A 23,225-nucleotide genomic window follows, 5' to 3' on the forward strand; every position below is an offset into this window, starting at 1 on the left:
GAATTGACTCGTCGTTTTTTCTTACAATAATATTGTATGAAGGAGAGGAGGAGGCAAGATGGAAGCTTATTTTAGTGCGCATCCATTAAAACCATTTATTCCATACTCAAGGCAACACGTCCTTATATTATTTATTATGTTAGTGGGGATATTTTTTCTGTATCAATACCAAGATGTATTACGGCAAAGTGAGTGGAATATAACGGTTCGATATGCGATTGCATTTTTATTTATTGGAAGTGAAATTGGGCTCCATATGTGGGAATGGAAAGCGGGGATTTTTGAACTAGGCACTTCATTACCATTTGAGTTATGTACGATTAGTTTATTGTTAGCGTCGATTATGATTGTAACGAAAAGTTATCGCATATATGAGATTGTATTTTTTACGGGAATTATTGGGGCATCACAAGCCATTTTAACGCCGAACGTGCAATATGCTTTTCCGCATTTTCGCTTTATAGAATTCTTCGTTGCACATGTATTACTCATTTGGGCACCACTCTTTATGACGTGGGTAGAAGGATATAGACCGACCTTGCAATCAATTAAGCGTACAATGGTATTTTTAAACATAGTAATTCCAATCGTTTCTTTTGTGAACTACAAAACAGGTGGCAATTATATGTTTTTAGCCCGTAAGCCAAAAACTGCTTCATTACTCGATATGTTAGGGCCACACCCTTACTATATTATTTCATTAGAAATAGCTGCGCTTATTGGATGTTTTATTTTGTATATGCCGTTTGCGAAAAGAGAAGGGCATGCGCATAAAGAATCACTAGGATCATAACCTAGTGATTTTTTTATGGTCAGGTTTAATTGGAGTCTATTTTAGATCATTAACAGTGAATCCGTGGATTCCGCTCGTTCCCATTACATTTTTTGGACTTACTATTTTTTCAGGAAATATGATTGTAAAAAGTATAGAAGAGGCGATGATGAAAGTAAGGTTAGGAGGAGAGATAAAGAAGGCCGCTATAGAAGAGGAACAATCTGCTGTGCAGTCAAAAGAAGAGTTATTTACTTTTAAACATACGATGTGAAGAGCCTAGGAAACTAGGTTCTTTTATTTTGTTATATTACAATATTGTAAGAGAGGTGTAATGAAAATCGATAGGGGAGAAATACAAATTCGTATACACTGCATGTATAGAGAAATACGAGAGCAGGTGAAGGTATACGATGGATTTTTTAGAAGTATCAAAACGTAGTATAAAGCGAAATGTGAAAGATTATTTTCTATACTTTATTTCATTAGTAGGCAGCATTATTATTTATTTTACATTCGTATCGATTAAACGAAATGAAAGTGTAGTAGCTCTTTTAAAAGAATCAGATAAGGTGGAAACGACATTTACGTTTGCACAAATTTTGTTGATTATCTTTTTAACGATTTTTATTTTTTATTGTAATAGCTTCTTTTTGCGAAAGAAGAAAAAAGAAATTGCGTTATACAGTTTATTAGGAATTCGTAAAGAGGAAATTGCTAAGTTACTCTTTTATGAAACACTATTAGTTGGTGCTGCGGCAAGTGTATTAGGTATTATTTCTGGTTTATTTATAGCGAATATGTGTGCAGGGCTTCTTGTGAAGTTAATGGGAAGTGCGTTTACTTTTACATTTACGATTTCATTTTTATCTATCGTAGAAGTTCTTATAACGATAGGTGCGATTTTCTTTATTGCATCATGGAAAAGTAAAAAGTTAATTTATAAGCATCGTTTAGTTGAATTACTATATGGTGAAAATCAGAAAGAAGAGGCACCTACGTATTCAAGTAAGAAGGCAAAGCGAGCGATTGTTTTATTAATTACAGGTTATACCATTGCGTTACTTACACAAATCTTTGGGTTTGGAGCCATTTTTATTACAGGTCTACTTATTTTTGGTTGTATTGTAAAAGGTACGTTCTTACTATTTGAGCAATATACAGTGAAATCACACCATAAAATAAAGGGAGATAAAACGAAATATTGGAATGGAACGAACATTTTATCGATTTCTTCATTGTTCTTCAGAATAAAAGGAAATGTAAAGATGCTTGCGCTATTATCTTTATTAAGTGCAGTGACACTATGTACAATTGGAATTAGTTCTAGTATGTATTATGGAGCGCAGAAAACGGCAACATTAATGAATCCAGTTAGTTATGAGTATGTAACAATTGGAAAGGAGTTAGATAAGAAAGTTAGAAAAGAAATTCAAAAACATGAGTTAGCAATCAAACATGAAACGTCTGTAGCTATGCTCTCTATGCAAGGGAAGATAGATGGAGAACAAATATTAACAGGGTATTTAATAGGTAATGGTAATGTACAAATTATAAAAGTGACAGATTATAATAAATCAGCTTCTATGTTAGGTAATAAACAAGTTATTCTCGGTTCTGAAAAGGAAGTTATTTTATTAGATCCATATAAATCATATAACATCGAAAAGAATTCGCTTGAAGGAAGTGATGTGTCCTTTGAAGGGATGAAGAGTGGTTTAACAATCGTTGATCACCGCGAAGAAACAGTTGTTAGTGCGAAACTTGCACCAGTGGGGCTTGTTGTTCGAGATTCGCTATTTAATAAGTTGCAGCAAGGAAAGGATATTTCAACAGTTAGCGGATTTATTGTAGAAGGAAACGGTAATAGAGAGCTAACGAAAGAGCTAGGGACAATCATTCCTAAAGAAGTGAAATTCCAATCATTTGAAGAGGCGAGCCAATCTGAATTGCAAGATGGTGCAGTATTATTATTTGCTAGTGTATTTTTAGGGATTGTCTTTATTTTGGCAACGGGTTGTATTTTATACTTTAAACAAATAACAGAAGCGATGGCAGAGCGACCGGCGTACGGAATGTTAAAGAAAATGGGACTAACGAAAAAGGAAGCAACAGAGTCTGTAAGAAAGCAAGTAGGTGCGATATTCGTAGTACCATTACTGCTGGCAATATGTCATACATTCTTTGCATTTTTAAGCTTGATGGGCTTTACAGGAATGTTTGAATATAGTCTTCCTTTACTAGGGAGTATAGGCGTTTATATCATCATTTACTTTAGTTACTATATGTTAACGGTTCGTTCGTACACAAATATTGTATGTAGCGATAGAAAATAAAAAGAAGCAAGCATGGATTTCATGCTTGCTTCTTTTTTATTTTGTAGAAACTTCGCCTTCAGCTTCTGTTTGCGGAATAAAGTATCCAATTATACCACCGATGATTGCTGGAATAATCCAGCCGATTCCTAAGTTGTAAAAAGGAATGGTGTGTACGATATTAGCGATAAAACTTGGTATCAATTCCACATTATCAAGTGCATGAATACAGCTAATAATGAATGCTGCGATCATCGCTCCGATGTATACAGAAGGTTTACGTTTCGTATATTTATCAATAAATGATACGAAAATTAAAATGATTGTAATTGGATACAAAATGATTAATACAGGTAATGTAATTTTGATTAATAAACTTAAACCTAAGTTTGAAATCACGAAGCTAAAAATACAAACGTATAGTACGAGCTTTTTGTAAGAAACGTTTGTTAATACTGTTTCGAAATAGTTGGCGAATGCACTTACAACACCAATTGCTGTCGTTAAACAAGCGAAGATAATGGCGATACTTAATAAAACATTACCGCTTGTCCCAAAGAATTGGTACATAACAGTAGCTAATAGTTGACCACCGTTTTCGAATTGTCCTAAGTTGCCGTTTGAAGCGCCGATATAACCGAGTAGGAAATAAACGATTGTTAAGAATAGGGCTGCAATGCTTCCGCAAATAATTGTATATTTCGCAATCGATTTCTTCTCTTGTATACCATTTTGGCGAATTGCATTTACAACAATTGTTGATAATACGAGAGCACCAATTGCATCTAACGTTAAAAATCCTTCAAGAAATCCTTTGAAAAATGGAATTTCTTTATAGTCACCAATAGGTTCTGCAAACGTTCCTGGTGAAAGAATCGCTTTTGTTGCCATAATTGCAATAATTCCAAGTAAAATTGGCGTTAATATTTTTCCGATATGATCTACTAATTTTGATGGATTTAATGATAAGAAGTAAACGACTGTAAAGAAAATCGCGCTAAAAATTAACATAGAATACCATTGATCTGGGAAAAGTGGTGCAATCCCAATTTCATAAGATACAGATCCAGTTCGTGGAATAACAAATAGTGGGCCGATTGAAAGATAAATAATGATAGCGAATATTGCTGCGAATTTTGGATGAACACGGCTTGCTAAAGTGTTGAAACTACCACCGGCAAGGGCAACAGCGACGATAGCTAGTAAAGATAAACCGACGTCTGTAATAATAAATCCTGTAATGGAAATCCACATATTTTCTCCAGAAGAAAGACCGAGAAGGGGCGGAAAAATCATATTACCAGCACCGAAGAAAACTGCGAATAGTAATAAACTAATCGAAAGTATTTGCGCTGGTTTTAAAGTTGTACGCATATAAAGAAAATCCTCCTAATGAGTGTTTTTGTCGAAAATTCAAATAATTTGTCGAGTAACTGTTACTATTTTAAAGGTCTGATGACTAGAAAGCAATAGGGAATTTTGAAAATATTAAAAAATAATACATTAAATCGAATAAATATACTATTTATATCTTTAATAGGAAGGATTTAACTTTTAACATAAAAAAACACATATCGCTAGGATACGTGTTTTAAAAAAATATTTTTTTATCACGTTCTTCTTTTAAAATTTCAACTGCTTCTCGGAAACGTTGTGAATGGACAATTTCTCGTTCACGTAAGAAGCGTAAGCTGTCATTTATATCGGGATCATCTGATAAGTTAATGAGCCATTGATATGTTGCGCGTGCTTTTTCTTCAGCCGCAATATCCTCGTATAGATCGGCAATTGGATCACCTTTAGCCTGTATATAGGTTGCAGTAAATGGAACACCAGCAGCATTATGGTAATGAAGTGCACTATCATGATCAACATAATGAGGATCAAGTCCAGCGGCTTTCATTTGTTCAGGAGTTGCATCTTTCGTTAGTTTATAAACCATCGTAGCAATCATTTCAAGGTGAGCAAATTCTTCCGTACCAATATCAGTAAGTAGGCCAATGACTTTATCGGGAATTGTATAACGTTGATTTAAGTAACGTAGTGCAGCAGCTAGCTCGCCATCTGCACCGCCGTATTGCTCAATTAATAATTTTGCAAGTGCTGGATTGCAAGTTCCCACTTTAACTGGGTATTGTAATTTTTTTTCATAAATCCACATAGTTTCTCTCCTTTATATTTGCCATGGCCAAGGACCTTTGCTCCATCCCCAAGGGGCATTAGAATAGCTGTTTCCAAACTGTTGAAGTGGCCCGTATTTTTCTTCCATCTTTTGTTTTAATACTCTCCGTTTATAAGAAAAGTCATTAAATTGATTAATAGCAGCGGTGTCATCTGGATGTGTATCTAAATAAAGAGTGAGTTCAACTAGTACAAAGTCCAGTTCTTGAAGCTCCAGTAAAAGCTGATAGTATTCTTCTGGTAGCGATTGAGTCACGTCAGTAGTCACCGTCCTTTTTTATAAGGATTTTCATAATAGTCATAAAAAACGGGCCATAAAGTCCCTTTTTGCAATGCTTCTTTTGGCGTGAATTGTGGTAAGTTTGGCGGTTGAAAGCCTAAAAATAAATTAGGAGGAGTAGAATAATATTTTTTTCCGATAGGAGGACAAGGATCGAGAGGACTATGATAGGGAACGAATGATCTCATATATTTATTCACGAATAAACCTCCTTACATGTTCATTACTACGTATTGTATTCAGACATAATGGGCATTTATGACACATATAAAAAGGTAATAGGTACAGGGGGAATGAATGTGGAGCAATGTATTGTATTAGAAGTGAAGAATTTAAAGGAAACCTTGTATTTTTACGAAGGGATTTTAGGAATAAGACCTAGTTTAGAAAGGCCGCAATTAGATATTACAGGGGTTTGGTATGATGCCGATTCAACGAGAATTAGTTTTGTTATGAATCGAAGTTTAGGTGGACGTGAGAAGAGTGTTACAGATTCATGCGAGGTTTTAACATTTATGATTTCTAACATAGAGAAGTTAAAAAAGAAGCTAGCGTTTTATGAAATTTTATATACAGAAAATGAATGTGCGAAGAGTATTGTAGTACAAGACCCAGATGGATATAAACTTCAAGTGGTAGAGAAGGATGAATAAACGGAGGGGATTTAGTGGAGAGAGATTATGAAGAAAGTGCGTTGTTTGAGCATCAATTTTGGCTAAAGGTACTTACTGATCATGCACAATTTTTACTTGATGCATTAGCTCCGAAGGAAAAAGAGGATATAAAGAAAGCTACTTACTTTGTTGAAACATTTACGAAGTTGTTAAATAAAGTTCGGAATGTGAATCTGATGGCATTCTCAAAAGAGGCAGAACAAGCTGCTAAGAAAATTCGGACGTTTAAATTAAATATTATACAGAAGCAGTTGGAAGGGAAAATTACCATTCATTTTACGCCAACCTTTATTAATCATATGGTAAACGAAGTGGAGGAGTATATAACGGTTTTAGAGTTTTTAAAGAAAGGGGAAGTTCCGCCTGTTTTTCATGAACTGCATTATCATCTCGTTTGGTTAACGGATGCGGCTGGTCATGCAGGTTCCATTTCTGGTGGGCTAGATCTTGTTGAAAAAAGATTAAAAGAGAAAAGCGAAGAGTTTACGAAGCATTTTGAACAATTTTACTTAAAGGCAGTTGAGATGACTGGGTATTTACGAACGGAGCTTCATCATTTTCCAGCATTAAAGAAGTTTACAAAAGATGTTTCACTTGAACTAAAATTATTTTCGCATTTTTTACATGAAGTGGAAGAGCTGGAGTTATCGAATGAAATATTAAGTGCATTATCAGCTAGAATGGCAGATCATATGGCAAGAGAGGAATGTTATTACTTATTAAAATTAGCACAATCGTCTGGAATTGAAATGCCGAAATGTAATCCGCTTTAAAGAACAAGAGGTCGATTTCATTTGGCCTCTTGTTCTTTTTTATTGCCTTTTTTTATTTTTGCTTGTTCAATACTTGCCTGTAATGTCTCCATAATATTAATGATGTTCGGAGCTGGAGAGATTGTTTCAGTTTTTTCCTGTTGTTCAATTTTATTTTCGATTAATTCGGTAAGGGCTTCTTTATACTCATCTGTATATACTTCTTGTTCAAAAGGGTTTGTAAGGTGGTGAATTAAATTGATTGCTGCGGTGAGTTCTTGTTTTTGGATAGGATAATTTTCGTTACTTGGTAAGTTAGGTGTATTTGTTATATCGCGAATTTCATTAGGATAGTGAATGGTTTGTAACATAAGCCCATCTTCAAAGTTACGGATAATAGCTAAATGTTGTTTTTTTCTAATAGAAATATGAATAAGCCCAAGTTTATTTGTACGTTCAAGAGCTTCTTTTAATAATAAATATGATTTTTCATATCCTGGGGTAGGACCTATAAAATAAGAGCGATCATAAAGAACAGAATCAATTTCGTTATTTTGGACAAAAGATATAATCCGAATGGATCGTGGTTCGTGAGCTTTTTGCAACTCAGCTAATTCTTTTTCATCAATAATGATGTATTTATGAGGTGCGTATTCATAGGCTTTTACAATATCTTTATCATCGACTTCTTCATCCGTACAATCGGGAGCGAATTTTTTATATTTAATAGGTGTTAAGCATTCTTTATGGAGACTTAAAAACTTTATATCGTTTTCCTCTACGGCGCTATATAGTTTGATTCCTATATTTAATAATCCGAGTGAAAGTGCACCTTTCCATACGGTATGCAAATGAAATTTCTCCTTTCATTTAAAAGAATGAGTATGTATATTATTAGATAGTAAGAAATTTCCTATACGTTTATTTGTTTTTAATGAAGAGTAAGCAGAAGAGTTGAGACTTAAAATATATTGACAAGCCCTCTGAAATATTTTAATGTGAGTTTATAAAATTGTGTATAAAGGGGAGTAACTTATTACAGTAAAGTCGTCATTACAGGGAGAAACCCTCGGCTTTATTGGCAACGTTTCGTTGTTAGTGAGACCTTTACCAGCAATGGTAAAGGCCCCTTATTGTCTTTTTTAGGACCCTTACCATATTTGGTAGGGTCCTTTTTGTATACAAAGAGAGGAGAAATAAAAATGAAAAAACTTATTAGTAGATTAAGAGTTGTATTTCATGTCCGTCGTTTCGTTCCATTTCTATTTGACTTTTTTACTTCAAAAGAGGTTTCAATAAAGAAGAAAATTTTATCTGTTGCTTTTTTAGTTGGGTATGTTGCGATGCCGCTTGATTTAATTCCAGACTTCCTGCCGTTTATCGGTATTTTAGATGATATTGGAATTGTGTTATTCATTTTGAACAGAATTGTAAAAATGGCGCCAGTGCAATTACAAGAAAAGCATAATGTAAACGTAGGATAGGAGTTGAAAATATGGAGCAAATTATTTTAGATATAATCGAGTTTTTAAAGCAGTTTTCTTATTTTGGAGTTGTGTTAGCATTAACGTTTGAATTTATTCCAGCGGAGGTAGTTTTACCCATGGTTGGGTATTGGGTGTACGAGGGAGATATGAATTTTTGGCTAGCTGTATTAGCAGGGACACTTGGTGGAACGACAGGACCATTAACGTTATACGCACTCGGTTATTACGGTGGCCGTCCTCTATTAATAAAATACGGGAAATACTTCTTTATTAAAGAAGAGCAAATTCAAAAAGCAGATGATTTCTTTGAGAAATATGGACCAGTTGTAGCATTTGTTGGACGTTTTGTACCAGGAGTTCGAACGCTTATCTCTGTTCCATGTGGTATGGCGAAAATGAACATATGGAAATTTAGCATATATACATTTGTAGCAATGTTCCCGTTAACGACTTTATATGTCTATTTTGGGATGAAATTAGGGCCGCATTGGGAGAAGGCTGCAGATGTTGTTGGACAATATATGTTACCGATATTAGGAGGCGTTCTGCTTATCGTAGCTAGTATCTTTGTCTATAAATATATGAAAAAAAGAAATAAAACGGAATCTATCTAGTCATTTGAATATTTTTTGAAAATAGATGAATAGTACAGGCAAAAGACTCTGAGGGACATACACATATAGGGAATATAAAAGAGAGAGGGGAAACAACTATGTCTTGTGAGTGCTCAGGGTCAGCATTAACTTGTTGTCCAGATAAAAATTATGTACAAGATAAAGTGTGTAGTCCGTGGTCTGCTACTGTAGTTGCAACAGCAATTGATAACGTTCTTTATACAAATAATATTAACCAAAATGTAGTTGGTACTGGTTTTGTTAAATATGATGTTGGACCAGGACCAATTACTGTAGAGGCGCTTGATTCTGCGGGTACTGTAATAGATACACAAACATTAAACCCAGGAACGAGTATCGCTTTTACGTATCGCCGCTTTGATAGTATACAAGTTGTGTTACCTGCAACACCTGCTGGAACGTATCAGGGAGAATTTTGTATTACAACACGTTATCCACTTTCATAGCAGAATAGGAGAGGATCAAAATGGGAATGAGAAGTTCCAGTTTGTCCTGTTGTTCTAATAAAACGCTTGTGCAAGATCAAGTATGTACAGACTGGTCTATTACAGGTGCTGGTACTCAAATTGTATATACGAATAATATTACACAAGAAGTATATGGTTCAGGATACGTGAAATATGATGTAGGGGCTGCTCCGATTACAGTTGATTTTTTAGTAGGTGCAACAGTAGTTGACACAATTACTGTACAACCACAAAGTAGTGGTACTTTCACTGTTCGATATTTTACGACTGTTCGAATTACTACGACAGGAACAACTGTTAATCAAGGAGAGTTTTGTATTACTGTACGTTATCCGATTTCATAAAAAAGCATACCGTAAATGGTATGCTTTTTTTAATTGAGAAAGTAATGAAATTGGTATTCTATCATGCCTTTCGAGAGGACTCCCACCTCTAAACGTAAGTGAAGGTGGTGAGGTGAATCGAAAGAAATATTTTATTTTCAAGAAAAAACAGAAACATACGTTCTGTTTTTTTGCTATAATATCCTTAACAAGGAGGTGAATAAAATGACAAAGGAAAATCCATCAAACTATAAAACTCTTCAAATTTGGATTAAAAAAGGGCATCGTATGTATTCTTATTTTCAAGAATGTTGTCATAACGCTAAGAACATGTACAACACCACAAACTTTTATATACGCCAGGTGTACACTGGATTAACACAAGAAAAAGAGTTGCAGCCTTTGCAAAAAGAAGTTCTGGATAATATTCATAAAAATATTGGTAAGATGAATGACAAACAACTTCTTGCCTATCAGAAGAAATTGGAAAAAGAGAAATTAAAGCCTAAAGAAGAACAGAAAGAGATTAAATGTAATTTGTTTTCAGAACCTAATTTTGAAAAGCCTTATGTAGATTACAACTTTCTAGATGCACTATTTAAGACTATGATTCAAAATGATTATCGAGCTTTGCCTACGCAATGTAGCCAGTCAATCATGAAAGGTTTGTTCCAAAATTGGAAATCTTTTTTTGCTAGTTTAAAAGACTATAAAAAGAATCCAAACAAATATGCTGGAATGCATAGGATCCCAAAGTATATTCGTTCTTCTGAAAAAGAGATTCTGTATACAAACCAAGATTGCATCATTAAAAACGGTAGATTTTTAAAGTTTCCAAAGACGAAATTACAATTAAATATTGGGAAACTGGGTTTCACTGAAGGTAAACTGAAACAAGTTCGTGTGATTCCAAAATACAATGAATATGTAGTGGAATTGGTAATTGATGTTCCTTCTGAACAACAAATTATTGAAGAGAATGCTCGTTATATGAGTATTGATTTAGGGATTGATAACCTTGCAACCATCGTAACAAACACAGGTATGAAACCTGTCCTTGTTAAGGGCAAACATGTCAAAAGCATAAATCAATATTACAACAAAATGAAGAGTCATTTTACAAGCATTCTTAGAAATGGAAAACAAACTAATGAAGGACCTTTAACTTCTAAAAGGATAGAAAAACTTCATCAAAAACGTTACTTGAAAATAAAAGACGTCTTCCATAAAGTTAGTCACCATATTGTAAAACTAGCTCAAGAAGAAGAAGTTTGTAAAATCGTTATTGGTCAAAACAAAAGTTGGAAACAAGAAACGAATATGGGAAAAAGAAATAACCAATCGTTTTGTCATATCCCATATAGTTTACTGATTCAAATGATTACATACAAAGCAAATGTTGTAGGCATTCAAGTTGTTGTAACTGAAGAATCATATACATCGAAAGCAAGTTTTCTGGATAACGACTTCATTCCAACGTATGGAGAAAATGACCAAAATACAACTTTTTCAGGAAAACGAATAAATCGCGGCATATATCGTTCAGCAAATAAAACTTTAATTCATGCAGATGTAAATGCTGCGGCTAACATTTTACGAAAAGTAATCCCAAATGCATGGACAAATGGGATAGAGGGGTTAGGCGTGAAACAGCTCGCTAATGTGTTAACTCCCCTGACGTTAATCGTCCGTTAGGTCGAAACGTTAGAAACCCCCACTTCAAGCTTTGCTAAGTGGGGGAGTGTTCATAAGCAACATGTAAATTGGCAACAATACTTGCCTTCTAAATATAGTGAAGGATTACTTTGTATATTAATAATACTGACTGATTGCAAGTTTTTTCCTGTGTAAGATATCGTATTGCCGGGAAACACAGTAAAAATATTGGTTACTGCTCCAACAATTTCAATTGTAATTGCTTCTGTGCTGCTAGTACTATTGTAAACCGAGACAGCACCTGATATAAGTAGTATCCCATCACTCTGCCACAGTATCATCGATTGCGATGCATCTTTGGCAGAGGGAATGGTTTTATTCGTTAGGAGGAAATTTCCTGCAAATTCATTTGTTACTCGCTCGCAATTTGGATTTGGAGGAGGGATCGGTGGACAAGGATCTGGGCAAATGATAGATAAAGGAGCAAAACAGCCAATGTTTTTTTTGTTCTTCAATACACCCCCCTCCTTTTTAAGTAGTCTTTTACTACTATTAAATGTAGAAGCATGGCCGATGTGTTAAAAAAAGAAGGAAATGTTAAAAATTAAGATTGTCTAATAGGCTTAAAACTTAAATTATTATTCATGTTATAGAAAAGATTATATGTGAATAAACAGGGGAAAAGAATGCTCAGACTCTTTTAGACAAAAAGTGGTTATATACAATAGTAAGAAGAATGTTGGACTTAACCTTTAATTAACTGTATATTTACAAAAAACTAATAAAATTCATTTATTATTTAAACGACATTAATATGCTTTAGATAAAATAGCCCTTGTAATGAATCGATTATTATGAGGAGGATACACGTGGACAGAACTGCTTTACGAAAAGTAAAAGGTCTTATTGGATTATTAATGGTTTTTGTATTAGCATTGGTATCATTTCCGTGGAGTACATCAGTTAAAGCGGAAGAGAAGAAGCAAGAAAAGGCACCTAGTGAAAAGAAGATAGTTTTCCCAGTTGTAAGTGATGTACATATTAAAAATAGTGGAACGGATGATACGTTTCGCTGGAAACGAGCGATTGAACAGCTCAATACGCTTGCGCCAAAGCAAGATGCATTTGTTATCGTAGGTGATTTCACAGATACAGGGTCACTGCAGCAATATGATCGTTTCATGCAAGTGTATAATGAAAATGCAAATAAAGATGCCGTGCGAATGAATTCTCTTGGTAATCATGATTATTGGAACGGTTTATCTGTAGAGGGCGCACAGAAGCGTTTCTTAGAAAAAACAGGAATGGAATCGATTTATTATCATAAAGTGGTGAAAGGGTATCACTTCCTTGTTATGTCGCCAGAAAATGGGACAACACACGGATATTATTCAGATAAGCAAATTAATTGGTTAAAAGAAGAGATGGCGAAAGCACAAAAAGATGACCCAGAAAAACCGATTTTCGTATTTTTACATCAACACATTAAAGAGACAGTATACGGTAGTCATGAATGGGGAACACAAGATAGTGCAAAAATTAATGAGGTATTAAAACAATACCCACAAGTTATTACGTTTTCAGGTCATTCACATTATCCGTTAGATGATCCAAGATCGATTCATCAAAAAGACTTTACATCAGTTGGCACATCTTCAGTAAGTTATATGGAGGTTGAAGGTGGTAAAGTACAAGGAAATATCCCGTCAGGAGCTAGTACATTAAGCCAAGGTTTATTAGTAGAAGTAGATGATAAAGAAGTAACGATTAATCGCCGTGATTTCCATACAAATTCTTGGACAGGCGAGCCTTGGAAAATTAAATTACCATCAAAGAAAGACACATTTACACATGTAGAAGATCGTGATAAAGAAAAGCCATACTTTGCAAAAGATGCGAAGTTGTCGGTATCAAATGTAACAGAAAATGCAGCAACAGTAACATTCCAGCAAGCGTTGGACAACCTTCTTGTTCATTCTTACCGTGTACAAGCGAGAGATAAGCAAACGGGAGAAATAAAGAATAAATTGTTAGCATTCTCAGAGTTTTATCGTGATCCAGTGCCGAAAGAACTGACATTTACGCTTGCAGGACTAGATGGCGGGAAAACATATACACTGGAAGTCGTTGCGATTGATTCATTCGGCAACGAAAGTGTACAACCATTAACGGCAGAGATTACTACGAAAAAAGATAATATTGACCCGAATGTGAAAGTACCAAAGGCGGATGTTTTTGATGTAAACTTTGCAGATGGTACATTTAAAGACAATTCATCATTTGGTACAAAAGGTGATGTTAAGGGTAATGTGACTATTGAATATGATAAAGTGTTGAAAAAGAATGTTATGAAGCTAAACGGAAAAGCAAATACATTTGGATACCTTCCATTTTCAGCAGCACAAAAAGAAAAAGTAGCAAATACATTTACATTAGAAACTGTGTTTTCAATGAATGAAATTCGCGGACAAGGTATTTTACAAAATACAGAGAGCGGCGGAATTGGTTTTGAAGCTACAGGAAGTGGTTATGTAGAATTATGGGCTCATATTGGTGGAAGTTATAAACGTGTTGGCGTTCAATTAGAGGCAAATAAAACGTATCATTTAACAGGAACGTATAACGGAAGTGAAGTAGCAATTTACGTAGATGGTAAAAAAGTAAATAGCCAACCAGCTACAGGGAAAGTATATCACCCGAACGTACCATTTGCACTTGGTGCAGATCCAGATAGTAATGGGAATGGTGGTATTCCGCTAAATGGACAAATTGCGCTTGCAAAATTATATAGTAAAGCATTAAGTTCTTCAGAAGTATTAGCAGCGTATAATGAGTTTTCTAATCGTACAAAATTAGAGCAAGTAAACGCGTTATATGAAGAGCTTGGGAAAGTGAAAGAAGTGTTAGCTGGTACGTATGAGTTTGGTGACAAACCAGGTCAATATTCAAAGGAAGCATTTCAAGCACTAGAGAAAAGCTATAACACTGCAAAGCAAGCATTTGAAAATGTAGGAAGTACTGGAGAGCAAATCGTTCAAGCGTATAATGAATTAAAAACAGCTAATGTAACATTTGTACAATCTAAAGTAGCAGAAGAACAACCGAAAACACCGAAAGAAAAATTACAAATCAATATTGAAACTGCAAAAGCAGTGGTGAAAAAAGCGCAAGCTGCAAATGTAACGGATGGTTCAGTGAAATCATTGAGTCAAAAAATTACAGTGGCAGAAGCTGTATTAAAAGATGCGAAAGTAAAAGATGCACAAGTAGAAACGATGAATCGTACGGTGGAATATGCGATTTCACTCGTTGAAAAAAGCATAAACAAATAAGAGAGAAGAAAAAGAAGCTTATCATGATTGGCTTCTTTTTTGTTATACTAAAAGTAGCATAGAATGAAGGAGCGAATAATTTGGAAGAGAAAAAGCTAAAAAGAATTCTTGAATATGTATGGATCGCGGTTGTGCTCCTTGTAGGATATTATTTCTTAAAAGAGAAAAGTATATGGGTTCTATTTTTAATGACGTTTTTATTAGCGGGTTTAGGCACGTTATTTATTAATTTCTTCTTTGATAGTTTAAATGCATGGAAGAAGAAAAAGAAGGGAACGAAGTAAAGGAGGGAATATATGCAAAAGTGGAAGCTTATATATCAGGTGATTATTTTCCTATTGCTTGTAGGTATTGGCGTTTTTAAATACGCTACACCGATAGGAAATTGGGCATCGTTTACAGCTTGCATCGGCATATTTTTCATTTTACAATCGTTAACGAAAAAATATAATAATACAGAAAGATAGCTCACCGTTTTATTGGCGAGCTATTTTGTTATGCTTTTTTCTCTTCATCATTTGTTTTTTCAGTAGCTAAATGACTATGTTTTCTAGAGTAGAAGAAATAGAAACATAAGCCAACTATAAGCCAAGCTATAAAGCTAATCCATGTCGTTTTAGACAAATTAATCATCAAATATAAACAGCAAAGAATGGCGACAACTGGTAATACAGGTACGAAAGGTGCGCGGAATCCACGTTTTAAATCAGGATGTGTTTTTCGTAAAATAAGTACAGCGCAGCAAACGAATGTGAATGCTGTTAATGTACCGATGTTTACTAAATTCGCTAGTAAATGTAAGTCTAAAAGTCCTGCTAATAAAGCGGCAACAACACCAGTGATCCATGTGTTTAATAAAGGGACTTTTACTTTTTTATTTACACGTGCTAGCGCTTTTGGAAGTAGTCCGTCGCGGCTCATCGCATAAGAAACGCGAACTTGTCCGTACATAACGACTAGGAGGACGGTTGTCATTCCAGTCATCGCGCCAACAGCGAGAAGTCCTGCAATTGTATCTTCGCCAACGAAATGTAAGGCAAACGCAACTGGATCAGAAACATCTAATTGTGTATATGGAACCATACCTGTTAAAACGAAAGATACAATCATGTATAAAACAGTACAAATAAGAAGGGAACCGATAATGCCAATTGGTAAATCGCGCTGTGGTTTTTTCGTTTCTTCTGCCGCGGTGGCGATTGCATCAAAGCCTAAGAAGGCGAAGAATACAGTGGCAGCTCCAGTAATGATACCGTCGTATCCGAATGGAATGAACGGCGTCCAATTTTCAGGTTTTACATATTTTGCGCCTGCTACGATAAAGGCGATAATAACAGCTAACTTGATAAGAACCATAACATTATTAATGCGTGCGCTTTCGCGTATACCGAAACTTAAAAGGCCCGTAATGAGTAGTAAAATACAAACAGCCGGTAAATCGATAATACCACCTTTTCCTACGCCAGGGGCCGAGGCTATTATGGTGGGCAGATGGATGTTAAATCCTTGTAGTAAAGATTGTAAATAACCAGACCAACCGACAGCTACTGCCGCGACTGCAAGTAAATATTCGAGCATTAAACACCAGCCGACGATGAAGGCGACGACTTCTCCGACTGTCATATATGCGTAAGTGTACACACTTCCTGAGACAGGAATAGAAGAAGCAAATTCGGCATAACAAAAGGCTACACAAGCACAAGTAAATGCAGCAATAAGGAATGATAGCATAATACCAGGACCAGAATGCTTCGCTGCGACAATACCTGTTAATACAAAGATCCCTGTCCCAATTACGGCGCCAATCCCTAAAAATGTTAAATCGAGTGCCGTTAATGTTCTATCTAGCTGCCGTGGTGATTCAGTACTAAGCGGTTTTTTTCGTAATAATGACTTCACTTTGGACTCTCCCCCCGTTTTTTCATTTCCATAACTGCGAATATAGTATGAGCCCACTAGAAAAGAGTATGTAAGTAAATGGAGGTACAGTTATGGTAGGTAGTTTTTTAAAATTGCTGGATTAATCTTATTATAATTCAGAATATTTTGTCAAATAAAAATATGACAAATAAAATGCGAATGAATAGGGGAAACTACTGGCAGGAATGGACGAGGATTAACAGAGTGACAAAACCACTCATAAAAGTTTCACTTTATAAAGTAGGAGAAGATGTTATGTTATTTTATTTTGAACTTGTCGTCATTTTACTTTGTACGAAATTAGCTGGTGATATTAGCGTGAGACTTGGCCAGCCCTCTGTACTTGGTAAGTTAATTGTTGGTATTATTATCGGTCCGGCTGTGCTTGGTATTATTAATAGTTCTGAATTGATTGATGAACTGAGTGAGATTGGTGTTTTACTACTTATGTTTATGGCGGGGCTTGAAACGGATTTAGAAGAGTTAAATCGGAATTTGAAATCTGCATTCGCAGTAGCGATGGGAGGGATTATTTTCCCATTCCTTGGTGGGTATTTAGCAGGACTGGCGTTTGGAATGTTACAGTCGCATGCGATCTTTTTAGGGTTATTACTTTGTGCCACTTCGGTTAGTATTTCTGTTCAAACATTAAGAGATTTAGGGAAAATGAATACGAGAGAAAGTACGACGATTTTAGGGGCAGCTGTATTTGATGATGTAATTGTTGTTATTTTATTAGCATTTGTGATGAGTTTTTTAGGTACACAAGATGTAAATGTAACGCTTGTCATTGCAAAGAAAATTATCTTTTTTGTAAGTATCGTTTTCATCTCCTGGAAAGTGGTTCCATGGATTATGAAGATGCTCGTACCACTTCGCGTAACAGAAGCATTAATTAGTGCAGCACTTATTATTTGTTTCTCTTTTTCGTATTACAGTGAAATGATGGGAATCGCCGGTATTATTGGAGCATTTGCAGCAGGGATTGCGATTTCTCAAACAGAATACAAGCATGAGGTAGAACATAAGATTGAGCCAATTGCTTATGCGATATTTGTACCAGTGTTCTTCGTAAGTATCGGAATGGAAATTACATTTCAAGGTATCGGAAGCCAGCTTTGGTTCATTATCATTATGACGCTTATTGCGATTTTTACAAAGTTAATCGGATCAGGTTTAGGAGCAAGACTAACAGGATTCAACCTTCAATCTTCTATTAGTATCGGTGCGGGAATGGTATCGCGCGGAGAAGTGGCGCTTATCATCGCAGCGAATGGACTTGCGGCGAATTTATTAGCGAAAGAAAATTTCACAGCGATTGTCATTGTTGTTATATTAACGACGATTATTACGCCGCCACTTTTGAAGAAGTATTTTGTATAGAGAAGAAGAGCTTATCTGATGTAGGTAAGCTCTTTTTTATTGGAAAAAAGCAATAGTCATATAGCGTGAATAGGTTGTAATTATGGTAAAATCTACGTATATGATAAGTCGAGGAGAAAAAATGTGTGAGGATTACGAAGGGGAAGGTTATCGGTGTAATCATACTTATTGCGCTATGTATACCATTTACTGCATGGAAAGAATCAAAAGTGAAAGGTTTTCCGGTTTCTATTTTTTCTTCCTATGTAGAAGACGAAAACCCGAAGGACTATAAGTACACTGCTTTTGTACCTGACTTTGCAATTTGGATAGGTGGATGGGAAAAGCAGCGATCTGAAGGTGAAATAACATCATATAAAAAAGGGGAGCGAACTGTAATTGTTCATCATCCACCTGGTAATGATGCTTTTTATCTATATGATACAAATGATAGTAGAGAAGATACGCAACCGTAAGAAGTGGAGGTTAAATAGTGAAAGCTTCTACATTACTATTTAAAATTGAAAGTAATATGGATCAATTTTCACCAGCTGAAAAGAAGGTTGCCATGTACATAATGGAGAATGCAGAGATTGTTCCGAACTTAACGACGAAAGAAGTGTCAACGAATGCAGGCGCAAGTGAGGCGAGCGTTGTTCGCTTTTGTAAGTCGATTGGAATCGGAAGTTTTAAAGCATTTAAAATCGCACTCGTTCGCGAATTAACGATTGCTGATTATAATATTAACGATTTTTCAGTGATGAATACGGAAGATGGACCGTATGACTTGTTTAATAAAGTTACATATGTGAATAAAGCTGCAATTGAGGCGAGCGTTACGGCTATAGATAAGAAGGAGCTGGAAAAAGCAGCAGACCTTATTGTAAATGCGGATAAAATTATATTTTACGGAGTAGGCGGATCAGCTACTCCAGCGATGGACGGGGCTTATAAATTTACAAGGCTCGGATTTATTGCAATGATGCTATCTGATTTTCATATGATGTTGCCGCTTGTGACAAATTTAAAAGAGGGTGATATATTTGTGGCGATTTCAACATCTGGTCGTACGAAAGATGTACTTGAAATGGCGCAATATGCGAAGAGACAAGGTGCAACAGTTATTGCGATTACCAAGCTAGATCAATCATCACCGTTATATAAAGAGGCGGATATTCGTCTTTGTATGCCAGATGTAGAACAAGATCATCGTATTGCGAGTATTGCTTCGAGAATGACACAGCTGAATATGATTGATGCTTTATATGTGATTACTTTTAATCGTATTGGTAATAAAGTGCTGGATCGATTTATGGAGACAAGAGAAGAAGCCTTGCGGTTACGGAAGTTAAAATGAGAAGATGGGGAAACCCATCTTTTTTTTTGCGTACTGACATAAAGTGAAACTTTAATAAGTGGGGGGGCATCCCCCACTTATTATTAGTTGAACCAATCGGACTTTTACAGGCAGTTGATCCCCCACCTATCTTCTTTGCTTTCGCTGAATTTGAGGTGGGGGTCTTACTGCCAGTTAAAGTGGGATAAATTCGTCATGAAAAGAAATTAAATTTCATAAAATAATACAGTCATATTGATTTTAAATTTCTTGAAGTTATAATAAAAGTATGAAATTAAATTTCAAAGTAGGTGGTAATATGTTAGAAAATTTATCGACAGAACACCGTAATGAAAAGACGATGAATTTAGATGAGATGAGTATAAAAGAAGTTTTGCAAAGCATGAATGAAGAAGATCGAACTGTTGCGTTAGCAGTTGAAAAAGAGATAGAACAGATTGAACAGGTTGTGCAAACTGTAATTCAATCATTTGAAAGAGAAGGGCGACTCATTTACATTGGGGCTGGTACAAGTGGTCGTTTAGGTATTTTAGACGCAGTGGAATGTCCGCCGACATTTGGCACAGATAATAAAATGGTACAGGGGTTTATAGCAGGAGGATTGAAAGCGTTTACTAAAGCGGTGGAAGGTGCCGAAGACCGTGAAGAGTTCGCGGAAGAAGATTTAAAAAGTATCGGATTAAACGAGAAAGATACTGTAATTGGAATTGCGGCAAGTGGTCGAACTCCTTATGTCATTGGCGGATTGAAATACGCGCATAGCGTGGGAGCGAGTACAGCTAGTATCTCCTGTAATAAAAATGCTGAAATAAGTAAATATGCAAAGCTAAATGTGGAAGTAGAAACAGGCGCCGAAATTTTAACAGGCTCAACGCGTTTGAAAGCTGGTACAGCGCAAAAATTAGTACTCAATATGATTTCAACAGCTTCTATGATTGGTGTAGGGAAAGTGTATAAAAACTTAATGGTAGATGTTCAGTCTACAAATGAAAAGTTAGTAGAACGATCAAAACGCATTATTGTGGAAGCAACAGGTGTTAGTTATGAAGTAGCAGCAGAGTATTACGAAAAAGCAGAACGTAATGTGAAAGCCGCGATTGTTATGGTGTTATTGCAGTGTGAGTATGGGGAAGCACTGGAGAAATTAAAAGAAGCGAAAGGGTTTGTGAAGAAGGCACTATAAAATAATAGGGAGGGGGATTCTATTATGAAGAAAGAAGAGAGAATGGCCAAAGAAATTTCAGAGCAACTTGGGGGAGTAAAAAATATTCGTGGTATTGCTCATTGTATGACGAGACTGCGATTAACGCTTCATGATGAAAGTAAAGTGAATATGGACCTTTTGAAAAAGGTTGAAGGGGTTATGGGTGTTATTGAAGATGAGACACTTCAAGTTGTTGTTGGACCAGGGACAGTAAATAAAGTAGCAGCTGAAATGGAAGGTTTAACAGGACTGCGAATTGGTGAGGTGGCAGATCATCATCTTGAAGATCTCGGGCAAGAGATGAAATCAGAGATTAAGAAGAAAAATAATACACCAGTGAAAAACTTTTTAAGAAAAATAGGAAGTATTTTCATTCCGTTAATTCCGGGTCTTGTTGCGTCAGGAATTATAAACGGGGTTGCTAACTTTGCGAAAAACGCAGGTGCTGATCCGAATGCAACATGGCTACAAATGTTACTACTCATTGGTGGCGGTATCTTTACATTCTTAGGGATTTTAGTCGGTTGGAATACAGCGAAAGAGTTTGGCGGGACACCGGTTCTTGGGGCAATTGCTGGTATTTTAATTTTTAACCCGGCGATGGCGACTGTAAAATTATTCGGTGAAGCACTCGTACCCGGACGGGGCGGATTATTTGCAGTTATTTTTGCAGCATGGCTTATGGTTGTAGTGGAAAGACAAGTTCGAAAAGCAGTGCCAAATGCAGTTGATATTATTGTAACGCCGCTTATTACTGTATTAGTCGTAAGTATCGTAACGATGTTAGCCATTCAGCCGGTAGCAGGTTTCTTATCTGAAGGAATTACAAGCGGAATTAATGGGATTTTAAATATTGGCGGCGCGTTTGCAGGAGCAGTACTTGCGGGAACATTTTTACCGCTCGTGATGGTCGGATTGCATCATGGTTTAACACCGATTCATATGGAGTTTATTAATCAAACGCACGTAACACCTTTATTACCAGTACTTGCAATGGCTGGAGCTGGGCAAGTAGGAGCAGCGATTGCGATTTTTGTAAAAACAAAAAATAAACGACTGCGTAACGTAATTAAAGGTGCATTACCAGTTGGATTTTTAGGAATTGGCGAACCGTTATTATACGGTGTTACATTACCACTTGGGAAACCGTTTCTTACAGCTTGTTTAGGTGCAGCGGTTGGTGGTGCATTCCAAGCAGTTATGAAAACAGCCGCACTTGGAATTGGTGTATCAGGATTATCATTAATTCCGTTAATTGCTGATAATAAATATTTATTATATTTCCTTGGATTAGTAGTAGCATATACTTTCGGATTCATCTTTACGTACTTCTTCGGATTCAAAGAAGAAATGGCAGAAAACATATAGAGAAAGGGATTCCTTTCTCTTTTTCTATTCATAGAAAGGGAGATTCATATGATTGGAGTTTCAATTTATCTTGCAAAAGAACGAGTAACGAAACAAGAAGAGTGGCTAAAAGTAGCGAAGAAAAATGGATTTTCATCTATTTTTACATCACTTCATATACCAGAAGATGATCCAAATACGTATAAAGAGTTAATTCAAATACTTGGGAAGCAGGCTCTTGAAAATGAAATGGAATTAATGGTCGATGTTTCTCCAAAATCGCTACACCATTTAGGAATGACGTACGAAAATGTGGAAGAGTTAGTAGAATGGGGTATTACTGGTTTACGAATGGATTATGGCATTACGCCGAAAGAAATTGCGCGCGTATCTCATAAGATGAAAGTGGCTTTAAATGCGAGTACGATTACAAAGTCATTTTGGAAAGAGTTACTTGCAGAAAGTATACGAGTAGAGAATGTAGAAGCATGGCATAATTTTTATCCGCGTCCAGAGACAGGACTAGCAAAGTCCTTTTTACAAAAACAAAACGAATACTTACATGAGTGCGGAATAAAAACGATGGCATTTATTCCGGGAGATGATGAAAAACGTGGTCCGTTATATGAAGGCTTACCAACGTTAGAAAAGCACCGCAATATGCGCCCGCTTGAAGCGTACTTAGAACTTGTACAAGATTGTGGTGTCGATAAGGTGTTAATCGGGGATATAAGCGGAAGTGTAGAAAGTGTACAAGAGATAGCGAGTGCGAGTAGAGGAATTATTCCGCTGCGGTACAAGCCATTGATAGAGAAAAGTGAAGTGTTAAAAATGGTAGAACAAGTGCATACAAATAGACTAGATCCAGCCCGTGATGTCATTCGCTCTGTCGAATCAAGAGAAGGAAATAAAGTTGTATTACAACCGATGAACACAATTTCAAGAAAGAAAGGCAGCATTACAATTGATAATGAATTGTACGGTAGATATGCAGGAGAGATGCAAGTTGCCACACATGATTTGCTTAAAGATGAGAAAGTGAATGTTGTTGGGATGGTTATAGAAGAGGACTTGTCTTTATTGCCGTATGTTGGCGCTGGAAAAATGTTTCAACTTTTTTGTGCAATAGAGTAAAAGCTTGAATTAGCGCTATTTTGTAGG

At 35.9% G+C, this 23,225-nt stretch carries 25 protein-coding genes and 1 pseudogene; 19 read left to right on the plus strand and 7 right to left on the minus strand.

The features are described 5' to 3' along the window. The first annotated feature begins 58 nt into the window (after positions 1–58). The 3 genes and pseudogenes from JDS82_RS17805 (at position 59) to JDS82_RS17815 (ending at position 3,108) form a co-directional block, all read left to right on the plus strand. Positions 59–793 carry a YwaF family protein gene (locus tag JDS82_RS17805; RefSeq protein WP_199713653.1) on the plus strand — a complete coding sequence of 245 codons (735 nt, stop codon included), beginning with the start codon at positions 59–61 and terminating at the stop codon, positions 791–793. A gap of 16 nt (positions 794–809) precedes the next feature. After that, positions 810–1,046 (plus strand): annotated as a pseudogene (locus JDS82_RS17810) (peptide ABC transporter permease); the annotation flags it as partial. A gap of 139 nt (positions 1,047–1,185) precedes the next feature. Further along, entirely contained in the window at positions 1,186–3,108 is a 1,923-nt protein-coding gene (locus JDS82_RS17815; RefSeq protein WP_199713654.1) for an FtsX-like permease family protein, read from the plus strand. 36 nt (positions 3,109–3,144) lie between these two features. On the opposite strand, the gene brnQ2 is transcribed toward JDS82_RS17815, so the two are convergent. The 4 genes from brnQ2 to JDS82_RS17835 all read right to left on the minus strand — a co-directional run bounded on the left by brnQ2 (position 3,145) and on the right by JDS82_RS17835 (position 5,748). Beyond that, complete coding sequence (brnQ2, locus tag JDS82_RS17820; protein ID WP_098202200.1) at positions 3,145–4,461, minus strand: branched-chain amino acid transport system II carrier protein BrnQ2; 1,317 nt, start codon at positions 4,459–4,461, stop codon at positions 3,145–3,147. A 217-nt stretch (positions 4,462–4,678) separates the two neighbouring features. Continuing rightward, complete coding sequence (gene cotJC, locus JDS82_RS17825) at positions 4,679–5,248, minus strand: spore coat protein CotJC (RefSeq protein WP_000265275.1); 570 nt, start codon at positions 5,246–5,248, stop codon at positions 4,679–4,681. 12 nt (positions 5,249–5,260) lie between these two features. Then, entirely contained in the window at positions 5,261–5,524 is a 264-nt protein-coding gene (locus JDS82_RS17830) for a spore coat protein CotJB (RefSeq protein ID WP_199713655.1), read from the minus strand. Between the two features lie 8 nt (positions 5,525–5,532). After that, the gene (locus JDS82_RS17835; RefSeq protein ID WP_001046257.1) at positions 5,533–5,748 is read right to left on the minus strand and encodes a spore coat associated protein CotJA; all 216 of its coding nucleotides are present in this window, start codon (positions 5,746–5,748) and stop codon (positions 5,533–5,535) included. Between the two features lie 48 nt (positions 5,749–5,796). Here JDS82_RS17835 and JDS82_RS17840 point away from each other — a divergent pair, with 48 nt between their 5' ends. Both JDS82_RS17840 and JDS82_RS17845 read left to right on the plus strand, forming a co-directional pair. Next, positions 5,797–6,201 carry a VOC family protein gene (locus JDS82_RS17840; protein WP_199713656.1) on the plus strand — a complete coding sequence of 135 codons (405 nt, stop codon included), beginning with the start codon at positions 5,797–5,799 and terminating at the stop codon, positions 6,199–6,201. Positions 6,202–6,215: 14 nt separating this feature from the next. After that, the gene (locus JDS82_RS17845; RefSeq protein WP_199713657.1) at positions 6,216–6,995 is read left to right on the plus strand and encodes a DUF2935 domain-containing protein; all 780 of its coding nucleotides are present in this window, start codon (positions 6,216–6,218) and stop codon (positions 6,993–6,995) included. 17 nt (positions 6,996–7,012) lie between these two features. On the opposite strand, the gene ku is transcribed toward JDS82_RS17845, so the two are convergent. After that, on the minus strand, positions 7,013–7,825 hold the full coding sequence (gene ku / locus JDS82_RS17850) for a non-homologous end joining protein Ku (RefSeq protein WP_060487610.1): 813 nt from the start codon (positions 7,823–7,825) through the stop codon (positions 7,013–7,015). Positions 7,826–8,176: 351 nt separating this feature from the next. On the opposite strand from ku, the gene JDS82_RS17855 reads away from it, so the two are divergent. The 5 genes from JDS82_RS17855 (at position 8,177) to JDS82_RS17875 (ending at position 11,581) form a co-directional block, all read left to right on the plus strand. Beyond that, a complete protein-coding gene (locus JDS82_RS17855) occupies positions 8,177–8,458 on the plus strand; it encodes a YkvA family protein (RefSeq protein WP_000733852.1) in 282 nt (93 codons plus the stop codon). A gap of 11 nt (positions 8,459–8,469) precedes the next feature. Continuing rightward, entirely contained in the window at positions 8,470–9,075 is a 606-nt protein-coding gene (locus JDS82_RS17860) for a DedA family protein (RefSeq protein WP_049114279.1), read from the plus strand. A 98-nt stretch (positions 9,076–9,173) separates the two neighbouring features. Then, entirely contained in the window at positions 9,174–9,542 is a 369-nt protein-coding gene (locus tag JDS82_RS17865) for a DUF3992 domain-containing protein (protein ID WP_063223747.1), read from the plus strand. 20 nt (positions 9,543–9,562) lie between these two features. Next, positions 9,563–9,907: a DUF3992 domain-containing protein gene (locus JDS82_RS17870; RefSeq protein WP_000525812.1), complete on the plus strand. Its 345-nt coding sequence runs from the start codon at positions 9,563–9,565 to the stop codon at positions 9,905–9,907. 204 nt (positions 9,908–10,111) lie between these two features. Beyond that, complete coding sequence (locus JDS82_RS17875; RefSeq protein WP_199713658.1) at positions 10,112–11,581, plus strand: RNA-guided endonuclease InsQ/TnpB family protein; 1,470 nt, start codon at positions 10,112–10,114, stop codon at positions 11,579–11,581. Positions 11,582–11,631: 50 nt separating this feature from the next. Here JDS82_RS17875 and JDS82_RS17880 read toward each other — a convergent pair whose 3' ends face one another. Then, positions 11,632–12,057, minus strand: a complete 426-nt coding sequence (locus JDS82_RS17880; protein WP_199713659.1) for an S-Ena type endospore appendage — start codon at positions 12,055–12,057, stop codon at positions 11,632–11,634. Between the two features lie 354 nt (positions 12,058–12,411). On the opposite strand from JDS82_RS17880, the gene JDS82_RS17885 reads away from it, so the two are divergent. From JDS82_RS17885 to JDS82_RS17895, 3 genes are all read left to right on the plus strand, one after another. Beyond that, positions 12,412–14,874: a LamG-like jellyroll fold domain-containing protein gene (locus JDS82_RS17885; protein WP_199713660.1), complete on the plus strand. Its 2,463-nt coding sequence runs from the start codon at positions 12,412–12,414 to the stop codon at positions 14,872–14,874. 80 nt (positions 14,875–14,954) lie between these two features. Next, entirely contained in the window at positions 14,955–15,158 is a 204-nt protein-coding gene (locus JDS82_RS17890) for a hypothetical protein (RefSeq protein WP_000391504.1), read from the plus strand. A 12-nt stretch (positions 15,159–15,170) separates the two neighbouring features. After that, complete coding sequence (locus tag JDS82_RS17895) at positions 15,171–15,341, plus strand: hypothetical protein (protein ID WP_001174844.1); 171 nt, start codon at positions 15,171–15,173, stop codon at positions 15,339–15,341. A gap of 28 nt (positions 15,342–15,369) precedes the next feature. On the opposite strand, the gene JDS82_RS17900 is transcribed toward JDS82_RS17895, so the two are convergent. Further along, positions 15,370–16,830, minus strand: coding sequence for a branched-chain amino acid transporter BcaP (locus JDS82_RS17900; RefSeq protein WP_199713661.1), 1,461 nt, complete (start codon positions 16,828–16,830; stop codon positions 15,370–15,372). 123 nt (positions 16,831–16,953) lie between these two features. Here JDS82_RS17900 and JDS82_RS17905 point away from each other — a divergent pair, with 123 nt between their 5' ends. The 6 genes from JDS82_RS17905 (at position 16,954) to JDS82_RS17930 (ending at position 23,198) form a co-directional block, all read left to right on the plus strand. Further along, a complete protein-coding gene (locus JDS82_RS17905; RefSeq protein WP_053215530.1) occupies positions 16,954–18,177 on the plus strand; it encodes a cation:proton antiporter in 1,224 nt (407 codons plus the stop codon). Positions 18,178–18,302: 125 nt separating this feature from the next. Next, positions 18,303–18,632, plus strand: a complete 330-nt coding sequence (locus tag JDS82_RS17910; RefSeq protein ID WP_001223249.1) for a hypothetical protein — start codon at positions 18,303–18,305, stop codon at positions 18,630–18,632. 17 nt (positions 18,633–18,649) lie between these two features. Beyond that, positions 18,650–19,513: an SIS domain-containing protein gene (locus tag JDS82_RS17915; RefSeq protein WP_199713662.1), complete on the plus strand. Its 864-nt coding sequence runs from the start codon at positions 18,650–18,652 to the stop codon at positions 19,511–19,513. 298 nt (positions 19,514–19,811) lie between these two features. Next, positions 19,812–20,696 (plus strand): N-acetylmuramic acid 6-phosphate etherase, encoded by an 885-nt coding sequence (gene murQ / locus JDS82_RS17920; RefSeq protein ID WP_016089194.1) that lies wholly within the window; start codon positions 19,812–19,814, stop codon positions 20,694–20,696. 24 nt (positions 20,697–20,720) lie between these two features. Continuing rightward, positions 20,721–22,085 (plus strand): PTS transporter subunit EIIC, encoded by a 1,365-nt coding sequence (locus JDS82_RS17925; protein WP_048567144.1) that lies wholly within the window; start codon positions 20,721–20,723, stop codon positions 22,083–22,085. A 48-nt stretch (positions 22,086–22,133) separates the two neighbouring features. Further along, the gene (locus JDS82_RS17930; protein WP_199713663.1) at positions 22,134–23,198 is read left to right on the plus strand and encodes a DUF871 domain-containing protein; all 1,065 of its coding nucleotides are present in this window, start codon (positions 22,134–22,136) and stop codon (positions 23,196–23,198) included. Positions 23,199–23,225 lie beyond the last annotated feature (27 nt).

Source organism: Bacillus cereus group sp. N14 (assembly GCF_016483555.1).
Lineage (GTDB): Bacteria > Bacillota > Bacilli > Bacillales > Bacillaceae_G > Bacillus_A > Bacillus_A wiedmannii.

What these genes read in the sequence shown, in the direction of transcription:
- JDS82_RS17805 (WP_199713653.1), top strand. Translation starts at nt 59, where the DNA reads ATGGAAGCTTATTTTAGTGCGCATCCATTAAAACCATTTATTCCATAC.
- JDS82_RS17815 (WP_199713654.1), top strand. Translation starts at nt 1,186, where the DNA reads ATGGATTTTTTAGAAGTATCAAAACGTAGTATAAAGCGAAATGTGAAA.
- brnQ2 (WP_098202200.1), bottom strand. Translation starts at nt 4,461, where the DNA reads ATGCGTACAACTTTAAAACCAGCGCAAATACTTTCGATTAGTTTATTA.
- cotJC (WP_000265275.1), bottom strand. Translation starts at nt 5,248, where the DNA reads ATGTGGATTTATGAAAAAAAATTACAATACCCAGTTAAAGTGGGAACT.
- JDS82_RS17840 (WP_199713656.1), top strand. Translation starts at nt 5,797, where the DNA reads ATGGGCATTTATGACACATATAAAAAGGTAATAGGTACAGGGGGAATG.
- JDS82_RS17855 (WP_000733852.1), top strand. Translation starts at nt 8,177, where the DNA reads ATGAAAAAACTTATTAGTAGATTAAGAGTTGTATTTCATGTCCGTCGT.
- JDS82_RS17860 (WP_049114279.1), top strand. Translation starts at nt 8,470, where the DNA reads ATGGAGCAAATTATTTTAGATATAATCGAGTTTTTAAAGCAGTTTTCT.
- JDS82_RS17865 (WP_063223747.1), top strand. Translation starts at nt 9,174, where the DNA reads ATGTCTTGTGAGTGCTCAGGGTCAGCATTAACTTGTTGTCCAGATAAA.
- JDS82_RS17870 (WP_000525812.1), top strand. Translation starts at nt 9,563, where the DNA reads ATGGGAATGAGAAGTTCCAGTTTGTCCTGTTGTTCTAATAAAACGCTT.
- JDS82_RS17875 (WP_199713658.1), top strand. Translation starts at nt 10,112, where the DNA reads ATGACAAAGGAAAATCCATCAAACTATAAAACTCTTCAAATTTGGATT.
- JDS82_RS17895 (WP_001174844.1), top strand. Translation starts at nt 15,171, where the DNA reads ATGCAAAAGTGGAAGCTTATATATCAGGTGATTATTTTCCTATTGCTT.
- JDS82_RS17905 (WP_053215530.1), top strand. Translation starts at nt 16,954, where the DNA reads ATGAATAGGGGAAACTACTGGCAGGAATGGACGAGGATTAACAGAGTG.
- murQ (WP_016089194.1), top strand. Translation starts at nt 19,812, where the DNA reads ATGTTAGAAAATTTATCGACAGAACACCGTAATGAAAAGACGATGAAT.
- JDS82_RS17925 (WP_048567144.1), top strand. Translation starts at nt 20,721, where the DNA reads ATGAAGAAAGAAGAGAGAATGGCCAAAGAAATTTCAGAGCAACTTGGG.
- JDS82_RS17930 (WP_199713663.1), top strand. Translation starts at nt 22,134, where the DNA reads ATGATTGGAGTTTCAATTTATCTTGCAAAAGAACGAGTAACGAAACAA.